The sequence below is a fragment of the Verrucomicrobiia bacterium genome, from assembly GCA_035765895.1.
Lineage (GTDB): Bacteria > Verrucomicrobiota > Verrucomicrobiia > Limisphaerales > DSYF01 > DSYF01.
Window position 1 is genome coordinate 58,725 of sequence record DASTWL010000080.1, and the last position, 14,699, is coordinate 73,423.

Consider the following 14,699-nt stretch of genomic DNA (forward strand, 5'->3'; position numbering starts at 1 on the left):
CGCTCAATCTGCGGTGGCCGGTGGTCGCACCGGGCGCAACAGCCACAACGCCACCAGCACCAGCGCCAGGGCGGGCAGCGTCATGGACCACGGGACGTAGGTCGCATCCTCCAGGCCGAAACGCGTCGTCAACGCGTGGGAGCGCGCCAACGTCACCGCCAGTCCGTTGTTCAATGCATGAATGATCATGCTGCAAAACAGCGAGCCTGTTTTCAGCACGATGTAGCCCAGGAGCAGGCCGAGGCAGAACGTCGGCAGCAGCCGGTAAATCGAAGCGTGCGCGACGGCAAACAAAAGTGAGGAAATCAGCAGCGCCGGCCACGGGCCCAGCCGCCGCAGGCCGGAGAGGATCAGGCCGCGGAACAGCAACTCCTCGCAACACGCCGGCGTTATCGCCATTACCAGCCACAACAGCCACAGCGGCGACTGGCTGTTCTCCAGCAGCACGATTTTCTCCAGCGCCTTGACGAGCGACTCGGGAGGCGGCAAGAGGCGCAACACCAGTCCGCCGACCGCCGCCCAGCCTGATACGCCAATCAAAATTGCAGCCAGCACGCCGCGCCATGGCGGCCGGCGCAAGGACAACGTCGCGCGCGGGGAAAACTTCATCAGCACCACGAGCGCCGCCACCGGCAGCAGGAAGAACGCGCCCTGGGTCGTCAGCACGGCGGTGATGACGCTGGCGTGCGCCAGCAGCAGGCTGCCGTAATAGGCGAGCACCATGGCGCCCGCGAACGTGGCCAGCGCCAGTGAGGGCGTCGGCGTGGCGCGGGATTGGTTTTCCGGGCGCAACAGGACGCCAATCGTTCCGCGGCCGCCCAGCAGAATCTGTTCACGCCCGAAGGTGCGGGCGGCGAACGCAATCGCCAGGGCGGCGTAAAGCAGGGAGGACAACACGGCGAGGAACAGCGTGTCGGCGCGGGCTTCGCCGAGGAAAAGCGCCTTCGTCAGCAGCGAAAGGTTCACCAGCGGCACAAAAGCGGTCCAGGCATTCAGACTGACGCCCGGCATCAGCACGGCGCCCATCGGCATCATGAGCAGCGTCAGGCTGGCGCCCAGGAAATTGCCTGCGTCCTTGGCGTCGCGGGCCAGCATCGCCACCGCGAGAAAGAACGAAGTGATGGTGAACGTGGCCGGCAGCAGCAGCGCAAACGCCAGCAGCACGGTGCCGGGCTGCAGGTTCAACAAGCTCAGCGAAGTGCCGGCGGCGGCGCGCGCAATGGTGGCCGCGATGCTCGCAGCGTTGGCCAGCGCGGCGAGCAGGCTGATGCACCAAACAGTCAGGAATTTGCCCGCCACGATTTCGAGATTTTGCACGGGCGCGCACAGCAAGGTCTGCATCGTCGCGCGATCCTTTTCACCCGCGGTCAGGTCGATGGACGCATACATGGCGCCCGTGGCGGAGAGAAGAATGATGACGAACGGCAGCAGCAAACCGATTTTTTCACCGGTCTGCCGTTTCAGCGGCGCGAGGTTCAAGGAGCGAATCTCCACGCCGGTGGCGAAACCTTCGCTCAAACCATGCGCCTGCACCCGTTCGCGCACCAAGTGACGGCGGTAGGCGCCCAAGGCGTCGCGCAGCCGGTCGCGGGCCGCTTCGGAGCCCGGGCGCACCGAATCGTAGCAGATGGCAACGCGCCCCAAACTTTCGTCGGTCACCGCGCGCTGGAAACCAGGCCAGGCAATCACAACGGCATCCAGCTTGCCGCCGAGCACGGCCGCCCGGGCGGTGTCCCACAGTTCCTTTTGCTGGCGACTGGCCGGCAGATTGGGGCCGAGCTGGGCCCGCTCCCGGCCGTCATCGTTGGTGCCATCTGGCGGCGGCAAATAACTTCCCGTGGCGAATCCCTCGCGAATGGCCGCGGTGGCGCCCGCCCAGTTGGTGACGCTGAGATGATTGGTGGCGTTCAGCCAGGCGATTAGTGCCGCCGGCGCTTCGCCCCAAACCCCCACCCGCGAAACACGCTCTTCCTGGGCCGCCTCCTGCGACGCTTGAATTTTGCTCAGGCCCAGAATCATCAGCGGATACAGCAGAATGGGCAGGCCGATGACGACGAACAGCGTCAGCCGGTCACGCAACGCCTCGGTGAGTTCCTTGCGGAAAATCGTCCAGATGATTTGCGGGCGCATGGTCACGAGGCGGCGGGAAGGGCGGGTGCTGCGCTGTTGCGCAGGCGAAACATGAACGCGTCGGTGAGGTTGGCGCAGCCGGTCCGGCCGAGGAGTTCCTCCAGCCGGCCGTGGTCGGTGATGCGGCCGGCGTTGAGGAACAGGATGCGATCACACAAACGCTCCGCTTCGCCCATGATGTGCGTGGAAAACAGCACCGCGCAGCCGGCGGCGCGTTTGCGGCGGATGGCCTCCACAATGAACTCGCCGCTCACGATGTCGAGCGCGGCTGTGGGCTCGTCGAGGATGAGCACGTCGGGTTCGTGCAGAAAGGCGCGCGCGATGTTGGCCCGTTGCTTTTGGCCGGAGGACAATGTGCGGCACGGGCGATCGGCAAAGCCGGCCATTTCGAGCTCTTCAATCTGCCGGTCGATGCGCGGCTCGAGTTCCGCCGCCGGGATCCCATAAAGCCGGCCAAAATAACGCAGCACTTCGCGCGGCGAGAGCCGCTGGTAAAGCTGGGTGTCGCCCGAGAGAAAGCCGATGCGCTGCTTGGCGGCCAGCGTCTGCTGGTGCAAATCCGTTCCATTGACCAGCACGCGCCCGCCACTCGGCGTCAGAATGCCGGCGAGCATCCGGAGCGTGGTGGTTTTCCCGGCCCCGTTCGGCCCCAGCAGGCCCACCACTTCCCCGGCGCCGACGCTGAAGCTGACGCCCGCAACGGCAGTGATTCCGTCAAAGTGCTTCACCAAATCTTGAGCCGTGAGAACGTCAGGTTCGAGCATGAGCTTGTGGCGTGGCCATTAAACCGTCCGGACGGCGGGCGTCACGCAAAACTTTCAGCCCGGCCGCCGGCGCGGACCGGGCGAACCTACACTTGATGGCGCGTTTGCGGAAGCGAGCGGGCCAAAAGAAAAAGCCCGCCGGAACGGGCTCGGGCGGGCATTCGCGTGCGGCCAACGGTTCAACCAATGGCGGCCGTGTATTCCTCGTCGGTTTTCAGGTCCAGCCCCATCAGCACGAAGTCGTGCGTCTGGCGGGTCATGTCGATGACGTAATCGGGCAGGCTGTAGAGCTTGCGGAAGCCGAGGGTTTCGAGCGAATGCAGCGCGATGGTGCGTTCGCCGTTCAACTCCGCCTCCAGTTTCCAGAGCCCCAAATAGCGGGCGGCCGTGACGATTTCCTCGAGCAACAGCCGCGAAACGTCCCGGCCGCGATAGTTGGGGTGGGTCAACAGCGTGATCCGGCCGATGTGCCGCCGCCAGCCGCCCTGGCGTTGGTGCAGATTCACCCAGCCGATCATCTTTGGGCCATGCCACATCACCAGCGTCAGGTCCTGGTCGAAGTCGAGCCTGGTGCAGGCATCGGTGAAGAACTTCTTGTCGGTGACGGGGCGTTCGATGAAGAGGCGCTCGGGCTCCGGAACGGCGTAAAAGAATTTTTGCAGCGCGTTGGCGTCGCGTTTGGACAACGGCCGGATGCACACCTCCGTGCCATCCTTCAGCCGGGCCTTGACCGGAAATTTTTCCAGGGCGTAATCGAGTGACATAACATTCCTTTCCCGCGGGCTCCTGCCCACGCCGTCATTCTGACAGGGCGTGACGCGGCCTCTGCCCCGAAATTGCCCAAGACGCACCAAGAATTGTTCCCTGCCGCGCGGCGCCGGCGGATTCGACACCCGGTCCCGCTAGCCGTAACCGGGCGGCGGCCAGCATTTCGGCATTGACCCATCCGGCCAGTGCCGCCATTTCAACGGCCATGAAATCGGCCTACGAACTGGCAATGGAGCGCCTGCAAAAGCAGGCGCCAACGGTCAAACTCAGCGCGGCACAAAAGGCGGCCATTGCCGAACTGGAGTCGCAATTTGCCGCCCGCAGCGCGCAACGGGAAATTGGGTTAAAGGATGAAATCACGCGGGCCGAGAGCCAGGGTGATGCAGAGGAGGCCGCCAAATTGCGTGAACAGCTTGCCCGCGAGAAGCAGAAGTTGCAGGCCGAATTGGAGGAGAAAAAGGAACGCGTCCGCCAGGGCCGGCTCGACGATTGAAGTCCGTCTTTCAGCCGGCCCCCTGCGGGAGACCGCGTTGCCACAAGTCAAAGTGGTAAAGCGCCACTGCCACCAACGCGTGACGGATTTTGCCGGTGGCGATGAGGCGGGGGATGTCCGCGGCCGGCACCAGGCGCGTGACCAGGTCCTCACTGTGGTCCCATTCCACCGGATGCGTGAGGCGGCTGTTTTCGACCAGCACGGTGTAGCACGTGTTGCTCATGATGGCTGGATTGGGAAAGATTTCGCCAATGATGCGGGCATCGGTGCCGGTGTAGCCCGTTTCCTCGCGCAGCTCGCGTTCGCCGGCGGCCACGGGCGAGGTCTCGTGCGGATCCATCATGCCGCCCGGAATCTCCAGCTCCACGGTGTTCGAGCCGTGGCGGTATTGCTCCACCATGACCAGTTCCCGGTCAGGGGTCACGGCCACCACATTCACCCAGTTGACGGCATCAATGACGAAGAAGTCGTGTTCCCTGCCGGTGCGGGGCGACTGCTTGCGGTCGGACCGGATGGTGAAGATGCGAAAATCGCCGACGGGCTTGGTGCCGAGTTTGGGCCAGGGCTTGATCATGGGTGAATGGGTTTGGGGCCACCGCGATGCGCGGGCCGCGCCCTCATGGTGCGCTGCTGGCCGCCGCCGTAAATCGCAAATTCAAAAACCCCGTTCCTTGGCCGCCCAGCCTTCGCGCATCAATTGGAGCAGATGCGTCAGGGCTTGCTCATAGGTGCGGCCTTTTTGGACAGCCAGTTGGTGGGCGCGCTTGTCGAGTTGCGCGGCCATTGCGGCGGATTTTTCGGCCGGACAACCCATTGCGGTGAGCAATTGCGCCAGTTGTTCCAGGTCCATGAAAGAAAGGCGCGGGTGAGCTGCCCCACCCGCGCCGGGAAAGGCCGCTTATTGGGCCGGCTGGGCCGGGACGATTTTCACGCTCGTGACTTCCACGCGCATCGACGGTTTGCTGCGTTCGCCCATGCCGCCGGCACCGCACGGGATGTTGGCGATTTTCTCCAGGACGTCGTCGCCCTGCGTCAACTTGCCGAAGGCCGTGTATTGCCGGTCGAGGAACGAGGCATCGCCGTGGACGATGAAAAACTGGCTGCCGGCGGAATTCGGATCCTGGGAACGCGCCATCGAGATGACGCCGCGCTGGTGCGAACGGTCGTTGAACTCCGCCTTCACCTTGTGCCCGGGTCCGCCCGTGCCCCAAAGATGTTCCTTGCTCGGATCCTTCGTCAACGGGTCGCCGCCCTGGATCATGAAACCCTTGATGATCCGGTGAAAACAGGTGCCGTCGTAAAAGCCCTGCTGCGCGAGCGTTTTGAAGTTTTCGACCGTTTTCGGGGCGACGTCCGGCCAGAACTCGATGACCATGTCGCCCGCCGTGGTGCTGATGATGGCTACTTCACTCATGATGGATTTCGGGGTTGGTGATTATTTGATGCTGTCGGCCGGAACAATCTTGATGCTTTCGACTGCTATACGCGTCTGCGGCTTGCTTGGCTCGCCCTGCGGGCTCATGCCGACGGGGATTTTTTCGATCTTTGCCAGAGTGTCTTCACCTTTGATGACCTTGCCAAAGGCAGTGTAGCGACCGTCGAGCGAAGTCGCCGGTCCAAAGCAAATGAAGAACTGTGACCCTGCGGTGTTGGCGAACTCCGCACGGGGCATTGCGCCGGTGCGCTCCAGCGGGTCTCCATTGCGCGCCATGGAGAGGACACCGCGGACGTGTTTGCGGTCGTTGAATTCAGCGGGGATCTTGTAGCCGGGGTCGCCGGTGCCGTATTCGGATTCTTTCGACGGATCCTTGGTTTTGGGATCGCCTAGCTGGACCATGAAGCCCGGGATCATCCGGTGCGACGCGGTGCCATCGTAAAAGCCCTTCTTCGCGAGCTTCTTGAAATTTTCCACAGTCTTTGGGGCAACATCGCTCCAGAATTCGACGACCATTTCCCCCTCGCTCGTCTTGATGACCGCCACTTCATTTGTCGAAGGTTTGACCGCTTCCTTCGATTCAGTCGTGGCTTCCGCCTTCTTCTCTTCCTTCTTGGCATCCTCGGCGCGGGCCAAGGTCAGCCCCAGCGTGAGGCTCAACGTGCAAATCATCCACAGATTTTTCATAGGGGCGAAAAACTTCCACATCAACCCTCCAAAGTCACGCCTGGAATGGCTGGCGGCTTGCCACTGCTGGATTTCGTCGCTACAACGGCTGGGCGCGCCGCGCCACTTCCCGCCATGAAAAAAATCAAGCGCATCGGCATCTTAACCTCCGGCGGCGACGCCCCCGGACTCAATGCAACCATCCGCGGCGTGGGCAAGGCCTGCCTCGGGCGCTACGGCATCGAGGTCATCGGCATTCGCGACGGCTTTCTGGGCTTGATCGAGAACCACACCCTGCGCCTGGACAAGGCCACGTTGGCGGGCATTCTCACCGTCGGCGGCACCATTCTGGGCACCAGCCGCATCAAGCCGCACCGGATGGAGGTGAAAGGCAAAATCCGCGACCTGCGCGACACCATCGTCGCGAACTATCACCGCAACCGGCTCGATGCGCTGGTTTGCATCGGCGGCGGCGGCACGCAGAAGAACGCCCTGCGCCTCGTCGAAAAGGGCCTCAATGTCATCACCCTGCCCAAGACCATCGACAACGACGTGGCGCTGACGGACACCAGCTTTGGTTTTGACACCGCGCTCACCATCGCCACGGAGGCGGTGGACCGGTTGCACAGCACAGCCCACAGCCATCACCGCATCATTGTGGCCGAAATCATGGGGCATCGGGCTGGCTGGCTGGCGTTGGGTGCCGGCATCGCCGGCGGCGCGGATGTCATTTTGATACCGGAAATCCCCTACGACGTGCAGCAGATTGCGAAAGCCATCCGCCGCCGCAGCGAACACGGCACCAATTTCAGCATCGTGGCCGTGGCGGAAGGCGCCTTGTCGCAGGAAAACGCCGCGTTGTTCAAGGCGGCCAAAAAACGCAAGGAAGCCGCGCGGTCGGCTTCCGCCAAAGCCAGGGCCAAGGCGGACCTGGCGGAATTGGACCGCGCCCACGCCGGCAACACGTTGCGGCTGGCGCATCAACTGGAAGAACTCACCGGCTTGGAGTCCCGCCTGTCGATTCTGGGTTACGTGCAACGGGGCGGAACACCATCGCCGGCCGACCGGCTCCTGGCCACGCGTTTGGGCACCGCCTGTGCGGAGTTGATCCATCAACGGGTGTTTGGCGTGATGGTGGCGGCCCGCGGCGACGGCTGGCATCCCGTGCCGATTCGCGACGTGGCGGGCAATCGCAAGGAAGTGCCGCGCGATCACCAATGGGTGCAGGCCGCCCGGGCCGTGGGAACATGCCTGGGGGATTGATGCTGTGCGCTCGACTTGCCGGCGCACGCCGGATTAGCCTTTGTCCATGAATTTCCTGGTCACCGGCGGGGCTGGCTTCATCGGTTCACACGTGTGTGAACGGCTGCTCCAGGACGGCCACGCGGTCTGGGCGTTCGACGACCTCAATCCGTTTTACGATCCGGCCCTCAAGCGCGCCAACATCCGCGACCTTCAATCACTCGCGAAACCCTTCGAGTTTGTCCAAGGCGACATTACCGACCGGGCCGCACTGGACGAATTATTTGCCAGCGTGCGGTTTGATCAGATGATTCATCTGGCGGCGCGGGCGGGCGTGCGGCCCAGCCTGCTGGAGCCGGCGCTTTACCAGCGCGTCAACGTCGAAGGCACGGTGAACCTGCTCGAAGCCGCGCGCCAGAACGGCGTGAAGAAGGTGACGCTGGCGTCGTCTTCCTCCGTTTACGGCGTGAATGCAAAGGTGCCGTTCAGCGAAAGCGATCCGATTTTCACCGCCATTTCGCCTTACGCGGCCAGCAAGCTGGCGTGCGAGGCGCTGGGCCATGTGTATCACCACGTTTACGGGCTGGATGTGGCCATGCTGCGGTTTTTCACGGTGTATGGTCCGCGGCAACGGCCGGATCTGGCCATCCGCAAGTTTGCCACGCTGATGGCGGCGGGCAAGCCCATCGAAATGTTTGGGGACGGCTCGACGGCCCGGGATTACACCCACATCGATGACATTGTGGCTGGAGTTGTGGCTTGCACGACCCGGGATTTTGGTTACGAAATCTTCAACCTCGGCGAATCCCAGACGGTGACCCTGGCGCGTTTGATCGAGTTGCTGGAGCAGGCCTTGGGCGTCAAGGCGGTGGTGCAGCGCAAGCCGGTGCAGCCCGGCGACGTGCCGATCACCTACGCCAATGTGGACAAGGCCCGGGCGAAACTGGGCTACCAACCGCGGGTAAAGATTGACCAGGGCATCCCGCGGTTTGTTGAATGGCTGCGGCTGCGGGCCGAAGGAACGAACTAACATGCAAGACGCGCAGAAGTATCAACGTCCGACCTTTGACGAGGCCCTCCACGAGTGGCAGAAAGTTCTCACCGGCAGCGGATTGCCCGCGGAATGCGAGTGGATTCTCGATGAAAACCTGATCTTCGAGAAGGATCCGGCGGCTCCCTCCGGCCTGCGGCTGGCGTATCAAACCCGGTTCACCCCCCGCCCCAAGGAGCTGAGCGAGGTGACCTACGAGTTCTTCAGCGATTTTGAGGCGCGGATGGTGTTTTATCGCGTCGGCACGGCGCACGGCAAATCGGTCTGCCTGCTGTTGTGCGACCCGGTTTTCGAGACGCGCGGCCCGGCGGAAGGCTTTCTGCGGCGCGACGACTGGCTGATGTCCTTCCATCCCGGTGCCCAGCAGGAAATCGAGGAGGTGACCGACGTGCAGCGTTGGAAGAACCGCCTCGTCGGCGGCCGGCCGCTGGCCGATGTGGATTTTTGCCTGCCGCTCACGATCGTGCGCGAGCTGGAGGCCCACGGCCGCGTGTTGTCGCCGTATGAGCGATTTGGCGTCAAAATGATCGAAGCCTGGAAGCGCTGGCAGCGCTCGTCCGAGCCTTAACCGCCGGAGCGTCGCCGGCGGTGGACCGCCCGGCCGTTGCCCGGGTGCCGGCCGGCCGGAGGCGACGTTTCGCCATCAATCCATGACCAGCACTGAAAAACTTTTGCGCGCCCTGGTGGCGTTGCCCAGCGTCAACCCGGCATTCCTGCCGGCGGGCCACAAACGTGCCAACGAACAAAGCATCGCTGAATTCCTCGCGACGGTCGGCGCGCGCGCCGGATTGGAAGTGGAGTTGCAGCCGGTGCAGCCCGGACGGCCCAATCTCATCGCCCGCCTGACCCCGCGCGGCACGCCGCGGCAACGCGTTTTGCTCGCGCCGCATTTGGACACGGTCAACGGCACGGATGAACAGTTCACACCCGTCACCAAACACGGCCGCCTGCACGGCCGCGGCGCCTGCGACACCAAAGGTTCCGTGGCCGCCATGTTTTCGGCCATGTGCGAACTGGCCCACGGCGACCGGCGGCCGGCCGAGACGGAAATTGTGTTCGCCGGTTTGGTGGATGAAGAGAACGCCCAGGCCGGCTCGCGCGCCCTGGTGGCGACCGGGTTCAAGGCGGATCTGGCCATAGTCGGTGAGCCCACGAAGCTTGCCGTGTTCACGGCGCACAAAGGGAACATCTGGATTCGCGTGGAAGCGAAGGGCAAGGCCGCCCACGGCGCCACGCCGCAGCTCGGCAAAAACGCCATTCATGCCATCGCGCACGCGGTGGAAGTGTTTGAAACCACTTACCGCGCGCAACTGGCCCGGCGCAAACACCCGCTCCTCGGCTCGCCAACGTCCAACGTCGGCGTGGTGACCGGTGGATCGCAGGCGAACATCGTGCCGGACCACTGTTTCATCGACATTGACCGGCGCACTTTGCCCGGTGAAACCGAGGCAGTCGTGCGGCGGGAGATTGCGGACCTGCTCAAGCAACACAAGCTGAAGGCGACGTTCAACTTCCTTAAAACCGCGCCCTGTCCGCCCATGGAAACCGACGTCCGCCTGCCGTTGGTGCAGCAGTTCTTGCGCAGCGCGGGGCAGTCCAAACCGCAGGGCGCGCAATATTTCTGCGACGCCGCCGTGTTGTCCGAAGCAGGCATCCCCAGCGTGGTGTTCGGTCCGGGTGACATTGCCCAGGCCCACACCACGGATGAGTGGCTTGAACTGGAACAGCTTGAACGTGGGCGCCGGATGCTGGTCGAATTCCTGCATTCACTGCCATGAAATCGCCAGTTCTCACGCTCGCAGGCCGCTTCGCATGAGCATTATCTCCGTTTTGGCTCCATCCATCGCCGCGTTGCCCTGTCAACCATGAGTGACGACGCCCACGACAAGGCTTTTTTTCGCCAGAGCGGCTGGCTGATGATTTCCGGCATCATGAGTGGAATCCTCATGATGGGGGTGCACTTGCTGTCCAAGAAAATTCCCACGGCCGAATATGGCACCGTGGTTAAAATGCTGGCCGTGACCATCATCATTCCGACGATGCCGTTGCAGATGGTGTTTGCCCGGGAAACGGCTGCGGCTTTGGCGTTGGGAAAGAATCGTCCGTTGGCGGGGTTAATCCAAAAAACCGTATTGATCATGTCCGGACTATGGTTGATGGCCGCGCTGGTGGGGCTGGCCTTCCAGCAGTCCATTCTCATGCATTGGAACGTTGCCCAAGCGTCCGCTCTTTGGCTGTTGATGTTGGTCGTATGGGCGTCGCTCGTGGCGCCGGTGTTCATGGGCACGCTTCAAGGGGCACAGAATTTTCCCTGGCTGGGCGGGGTCATGATTCTCAATGGTGGAGTTCGACTGGCTGGGGCGGCATTGTTGGTGTTTTGCTTCACGGGCACGGCGGCGGGCGTCATGACCGGCGTGTTGGCCGGCGTCGGGGCATCCGTTCTGCTCGGAGTGTGGCAAACGCGCCGGCTCTGGGCCGCGACCGCCGAAGCTTTTGCCTGGCGGCCGTTGCTGAAACAGGCGATTCCCTTGCTGATCGGCTTCTCGGCCTATCAATTTCTCTTTTCGGCGGACACGATCTTTGTGGGCGGCTTCTTTTCCGGCGATGAAACGGGCTATTACGGCGCGGCCGGCACGCTGGCGCGGGCGTTGATTTGGTTGGTGGCGCCGCTGGCCACGGTGATGTTTCCCAAACTCGTGCAAAGCACGGCTAAGGCGCAAAGGAACAATTTGCTGGGGCTTACGTTGCTCGGCACGGCGATTCTGGGTCTGGGTGGTGCACTGGGCTTGGTGCTCGTCGGCCCTTTGGTGGTGAAAATGGTTTTTACCAGTAACTACGTTGCCGCCGTAACGCGAATCATCCCGTGGTATGCAGGCGCCATGATTCCGCTGTCTCTCGCCAATGTTCTTGTCAATAATTTGCTGGCAAGGTCGGACTTTCGGGTGGTTCCGTGGCTGGCCTTGCTGGCGATTGGTTACACGATCGTTCTCAATGCATGGCACCCCAGTCTCACCGCAGTGCTCCAATGCATGGCTGGCTTTAACGCGATAACGTTCCTGATTTGCTCGCTTTACACTTGGGGGCCGCTGGCTAAAAAGTATCAAATTTCGCTCGCTCAGCTGCCTTTGGCCGAGTGATTTTGATGGATTGCATCCTGCCCCATGACCCGGTGCGGAGCGCGGAGCTTCTTGTAGATCCAAATCTCCAACGGCCGCAACGGCCGCACCCAGCGATAGCAGCGTGAATAGATCAACCACAGCCGGACTACAGACAAAAACATTGTCAATGAGACTCGGAACAGTGATGCGGTTACTTTGGAACCGATTTTGTCCGTCCACTCAATCGGCACTTCCAAAACTTTCAACCGTGCGCGTTTCATTGCGACCAGCAAGTTAACGTCGAACGCTAAGTCGGCGATGGCGAGGTTGGAATGAATCGCCTCAATCGCTGCCCGGCGCGCTACTTTGGCGGGGCATTGGGTGTCCTTGATGTGCATCCAGAACAGGGTTTCCACCACCAAATGAAAGCAGCGGCTGGTGAAGCGACGCAGCAACGGTTGCGCCTGATGCAGCACGGCGCCGGGCAGCCAGCGCGAGCCAATCACGCAATCCGCCTGGTCGATCATTTGGACGAGCTTGTGGAAGGATCGGGGTGGGGTGGCGCCATCCGCGTCCACATAGCCAATGACATCCGCCAGCGGCGCGAGTTTGAGCCCTTCGATCAGGGCGCCGCCCTTGCCGATCGGGTCCGGATGGTTCTCCCACTTGATGGCCGGGTGGTCGGCCGCGACGCGTTGCACGACGTCGAGGGTGTTGTCGCGGCAACCGTTAAGCACGACGACGATCTGGAATTTGCCCTGGTAGTTCGCCTCGAAATAACCCGCGATTTCGCGGAGGACCGGTTCAATGCGGTCCGCCTCGTTATAGGCGGGAATCAACAACAACAGACTGGGTTCGGGCACGCCGTGGATTTAGCAGGGCGGCAGACGTTTGTCTAATTCAGCCTGCGGCTTTGCCCTTCAATTCGCTGGCCAAGGGCGTTGGGGTGGGTCATGTTTAGCACATCAGGTCACAGGCTGGCATTTCGGCGGAACTAATTTCCGTGAGCGCCGTCTAATGTTTTAACACGTGATCATCCGAGGCTTATGAGCGAAATCCAACTCGTCACTTCCTCGTTGGAACGGGCTTCCCGCCGTCTCCGTCTCAATCGCGCCCTGCGCGGCCTCTGGCTTGGGCTGCTGGCAGGCGCCGGTCTCTGGCTGCTGGCCCTGGCAGTTTACAAAGTGGCACCGATTCCCGCCCAAGTATTGAACCTCGCCGCTTTTTGTGGGGCGGCTTGTGCGGTTGGCGGGTTTCTGTTCGGCGGCTGGCGCAAACCCACCCTCGCTGCCACCGCGCGCTGGGTGGACGTGCAGCAAAACCTCAAGGAGCGCATGAGCACCGCGCTGGAAGTGGCCAATGCTCCGTCCGATCCGCTCTGGCGCGAACTGGTCGTGCACGATGCCGCCAGCCACGCCAAGGAAATTGATCCGCGTTCACTCGTGCCGTTCCGCCTGACGCGCGCGGCGCACTGGGCGGTCCTGTTGCTGGCCGTCGCCTTCGGCGTCGGTTTCATTCCCGAATACCGCACGCAGTCCTTCAAAAAACGCGAGGCGGACAAGGCGGTCATCAAGGATGTGGGACACGGCATGGCCGAAGTGACGCGCCACGAACTGGCGGCCCGTCCGCCAGCAGCCGAACCTGTTCGCCAATCTTTGGAAAAAGTGGCCGCGCTCGGCGACGCCTTTCAGAAAGCGGAGCTGACCCGCGCAGAGGCGTTGAAGGATCTCGCCAGCGTGCAGGATAAAATCAAGGATCAGCTCAAGGAACTCGGCAAGGAGCCGGCCATGAAACGCCTCGATCAGGCCATGCGCGCCAGCGGACCGAATCAGCCTTCCGGCGCGGACCTGCAGAAGCAGATGGAAGCATTGCAAAAGCAACTCGGCACTGACAAGCCGGACCCTGAGAAAACGCAGCAGTTGAAGGACAAGCTGGAGAAACTCCAGGACGCCGCACGCGCCATGGCCGACAAGGGCAACGCCGGCAATGAAGCGGCGCGCAAGGAGCTTTCCGAATCGCTCGCCGCCCTTTCGCGCGAAGCCGCCGAAATGGGCTTGAACCTGCCAGACCTCGAGCAGGCCATCAACGCGCTTGCGGCCAGCGACACCGACAAGTTCTTGAAGAACCTCGACGCCTCGCTTTCAGACCTGGACAAGCTTAACAGCCTCGCGAAGCAGATGCAGCAGCTCAGCCAGCAGATGGAAAAGCTCGGCAAAAACCTTGCCGAACAGCTCGACAAAGGTCAGGCCGACCTCGCCCAAGCCACACTCGAGAAGATGATTCAGCAGGTTCAAAAATCCGGCCTGTCGCCGGAGCAGATGCAAAAGCTGCTCGACGAGGTGTCCAAGGCGGTGAACCCCGCCAAACCCTACGGCCAGTGCTCGCAGCACCTTTCTGATGCGGCCAAACAAATGCAGGCCGGCGACCAGGCGGGCGCAGCCAAATCACTCGCCGCCGCCGCGAAGGAGCTGGAAAACCTGATGCAGCAATTCGGCGACGCGCAGTCGCTCGCGGCCACGATGGAAGCACTCAAGAACGCCTCGATGTGCGTCGGTTCCGGCCAATGCTGGAGCCTCTGCCGCAAACCGGGCTTCAAGCCGGGCGGGCGTCCCGGTCGCGCCGGAGTGGGCACCTGGGCGGACGACGACAACGGCTGGCTCAACGACGTGCCGATGAGCGACCAGCTCGTGGACAATTCCGGCGTGCAGCGGCCCGACATGGACCCACGCGGCCTGAGCGAGCGTGACCCCTCGCTGAATCCCGCCCTCACGCCAACGAAAGTGAAAGGCCAGTTCTCGCCCGGCGACCGCATGCCGAGCATCACGCTCCCCGGTGTCAGCATCAAAGGCACGAGCCGGATTCAATTCGAGGAAGCCGCGACTGCCGCGCAATCCGACGCCGACAGCGCGCTCAGCCAGGACAAGGTTCCCCGCGCCTATCAAGGCCCGGTCAAAGACTACTTCGACGACCTCAAGAAATAGTTTCGAACTGAGCAACCAAACGTGAATTGGCCACAGAGGCACCGAGGCACGGAGGGGGAAAGTTTGTGGCT

General features: G+C 62.5%; 15 protein-coding genes. 7 read left to right on the forward strand and 8 right to left on the reverse strand.

Going from position 1 to position 14,699, the window contains the following annotated elements:
- Nucleotides 1-3: 3 nt before the first annotated feature.
- The 3 genes from VFV96_15900 to VFV96_15910 all read right to left on the reverse strand — a co-directional run bounded on the left by VFV96_15900 (nt 4) and on the right by VFV96_15910 (nt 3,658).
- Nucleotides 4-2,130 carry an ABC transporter permease subunit/CPBP intramembrane protease gene (locus tag VFV96_15900; protein HEU5071887.1) on the reverse strand — a complete coding sequence of 709 codons (2,127 nt, stop codon included), beginning with the start codon at nt 2,128-2,130 and terminating at the stop codon, nt 4-6.
- Nucleotides 2,131-2,132: 2 nt separating this feature from the next.
- A complete protein-coding gene (gene ccmA / locus VFV96_15905) occupies nt 2,133-2,894 on the reverse strand; it encodes a heme ABC exporter ATP-binding protein CcmA (GenBank protein ID HEU5071888.1) in 762 nt (253 codons plus the stop codon).
- Between the two features lie 179 nt (nt 2,895-3,073).
- Entirely contained in the window at nt 3,074-3,658 is a 585-nt protein-coding gene (locus VFV96_15910) for a GNAT family N-acetyltransferase (protein HEU5071889.1), read from the reverse strand.
- 209 nt (nt 3,659-3,867) lie between these two features.
- On the opposite strand from VFV96_15910, the gene VFV96_15915 reads away from it, so the two are divergent.
- Nucleotides 3,868-4,155, forward strand: coding sequence for a hypothetical protein (locus tag VFV96_15915; protein ID HEU5071890.1), 288 nt, complete (start codon nt 3,868-3,870; stop codon nt 4,153-4,155).
- Between the two features lie 10 nt (nt 4,156-4,165).
- On the opposite strand, the gene VFV96_15920 is transcribed toward VFV96_15915, so the two are convergent.
- From VFV96_15920 to VFV96_15935, 4 genes are all read right to left on the reverse strand, one after another.
- Complete coding sequence (locus VFV96_15920; protein ID HEU5071891.1) at nt 4,166-4,729, reverse strand: NUDIX hydrolase; 564 nt, start codon at nt 4,727-4,729, stop codon at nt 4,166-4,168.
- 81 nt (nt 4,730-4,810) lie between these two features.
- Nucleotides 4,811-5,005 (reverse strand): hypothetical protein, encoded by a 195-nt coding sequence (locus VFV96_15925; GenBank protein ID HEU5071892.1) that lies wholly within the window; start codon nt 5,003-5,005, stop codon nt 4,811-4,813.
- Between the two features lie 48 nt (nt 5,006-5,053).
- Nucleotides 5,054-5,569 (reverse strand): peptidylprolyl isomerase, encoded by a 516-nt coding sequence (locus VFV96_15930; protein ID HEU5071893.1) that lies wholly within the window; start codon nt 5,567-5,569, stop codon nt 5,054-5,056.
- A gap of 21 nt (nt 5,570-5,590) precedes the next feature.
- On the reverse strand, nt 5,591-6,277 hold the full coding sequence (locus VFV96_15935) for a peptidylprolyl isomerase (protein ID HEU5071894.1): 687 nt from the start codon (nt 6,275-6,277) through the stop codon (nt 5,591-5,593).
- A gap of 114 nt (nt 6,278-6,391) precedes the next feature.
- Here VFV96_15935 and VFV96_15940 point away from each other — a divergent pair, with 114 nt between their 5' ends.
- The 5 genes from VFV96_15940 (at nt 6,392) to VFV96_15960 (ending at nt 11,686) form a co-directional block, all read left to right on the forward strand.
- Nucleotides 6,392-7,519: an ATP-dependent 6-phosphofructokinase gene (locus VFV96_15940; GenBank protein ID HEU5071895.1), complete on the forward strand. Its 1,128-nt coding sequence runs from the start codon at nt 6,392-6,394 to the stop codon at nt 7,517-7,519.
- Nucleotides 7,520-7,565: 46 nt separating this feature from the next.
- Entirely contained in the window at nt 7,566-8,528 is a 963-nt protein-coding gene (locus tag VFV96_15945; GenBank protein ID HEU5071896.1) for an SDR family NAD(P)-dependent oxidoreductase, read from the forward strand.
- Nucleotide 8,529: 1 nt separating this feature from the next.
- Nucleotides 8,530-9,117, forward strand: coding sequence for a hypothetical protein (locus tag VFV96_15950; GenBank protein HEU5071897.1), 588 nt, complete (start codon nt 8,530-8,532; stop codon nt 9,115-9,117).
- 82 nt (nt 9,118-9,199) lie between these two features.
- Nucleotides 9,200-10,327: a M20 family metallopeptidase gene (locus tag VFV96_15955; GenBank protein HEU5071898.1), complete on the forward strand. Its 1,128-nt coding sequence runs from the start codon at nt 9,200-9,202 to the stop codon at nt 10,325-10,327.
- Between the two features lie 87 nt (nt 10,328-10,414).
- Nucleotides 10,415-11,686 carry a hypothetical protein gene (locus tag VFV96_15960; GenBank protein HEU5071899.1) on the forward strand — a complete coding sequence of 424 codons (1,272 nt, stop codon included), beginning with the start codon at nt 10,415-10,417 and terminating at the stop codon, nt 11,684-11,686.
- Here VFV96_15960 and VFV96_15965 read toward each other — a convergent pair.
- Nucleotides 11,665-12,510 (reverse strand): glycosyltransferase, encoded by an 846-nt coding sequence (locus VFV96_15965; GenBank protein ID HEU5071900.1) that lies wholly within the window; start codon nt 12,508-12,510, stop codon nt 11,665-11,667. The genes VFV96_15960 and VFV96_15965 overlap by 22 nt on opposite strands.
- 183 nt (nt 12,511-12,693) lie before the next feature.
- Here VFV96_15965 and VFV96_15970 point away from each other — a divergent pair, with 183 nt between their 5' ends.
- Complete coding sequence (locus VFV96_15970) at nt 12,694-14,628, forward strand: hypothetical protein (GenBank protein HEU5071901.1); 1,935 nt, start codon at nt 12,694-12,696, stop codon at nt 14,626-14,628.
- Nucleotides 14,629-14,699: the final 71 nt, after the last annotated feature.

Coding starts and splice junctions, on each gene's coding strand:
- VFV96_15920 (HEU5071891.1), bottom strand. CDS start 4,729: ATGATCAAGCCCTGGCCCAAACTCGGCACCAAGCCCGTCGGCGATTTT.
- VFV96_15900 (HEU5071887.1), bottom strand. CDS start 2,130: ATGCGCCCGCAAATCATCTGGACGATTTTCCGCAAGGAACTCACCGAG.
- VFV96_15940 (HEU5071895.1), top strand. CDS start 6,392: ATGAAAAAAATCAAGCGCATCGGCATCTTAACCTCCGGCGGCGACGCC.
- VFV96_15925 (HEU5071892.1), bottom strand. CDS start 5,005: ATGGACCTGGAACAACTGGCGCAATTGCTCACCGCAATGGGTTGTCCG.
- VFV96_15970 (HEU5071901.1), top strand. CDS start 12,694: ATGAGCGAAATCCAACTCGTCACTTCCTCGTTGGAACGGGCTTCCCGC.
- VFV96_15955 (HEU5071898.1), top strand. CDS start 9,200: ATGACCAGCACTGAAAAACTTTTGCGCGCCCTGGTGGCGTTGCCCAGC.
- VFV96_15945 (HEU5071896.1), top strand. CDS start 7,566: ATGAATTTCCTGGTCACCGGCGGGGCTGGCTTCATCGGTTCACACGTG.
- VFV96_15930 (HEU5071893.1), bottom strand. CDS start 5,569: ATGAGTGAAGTAGCCATCATCAGCACCACGGCGGGCGACATGGTCATC.
- VFV96_15935 (HEU5071894.1), bottom strand. CDS start 6,277: ATGAAAAATCTGTGGATGATTTGCACGTTGAGCCTCACGCTGGGGCTG.
- VFV96_15910 (HEU5071889.1), bottom strand. CDS start 3,658: ATGTCACTCGATTACGCCCTGGAAAAATTTCCGGTCAAGGCCCGGCTG.
- VFV96_15915 (HEU5071890.1), top strand. CDS start 3,868: ATGAAATCGGCCTACGAACTGGCAATGGAGCGCCTGCAAAAGCAGGCG.
- VFV96_15950 (HEU5071897.1), top strand. CDS start 8,530: ATGCAAGACGCGCAGAAGTATCAACGTCCGACCTTTGACGAGGCCCTC.
- VFV96_15960 (HEU5071899.1), top strand. CDS start 10,415: ATGAGTGACGACGCCCACGACAAGGCTTTTTTTCGCCAGAGCGGCTGG.
- ccmA (HEU5071888.1), bottom strand. CDS start 2,894: ATGCTCGAACCTGACGTTCTCACGGCTCAAGATTTGGTGAAGCACTTT.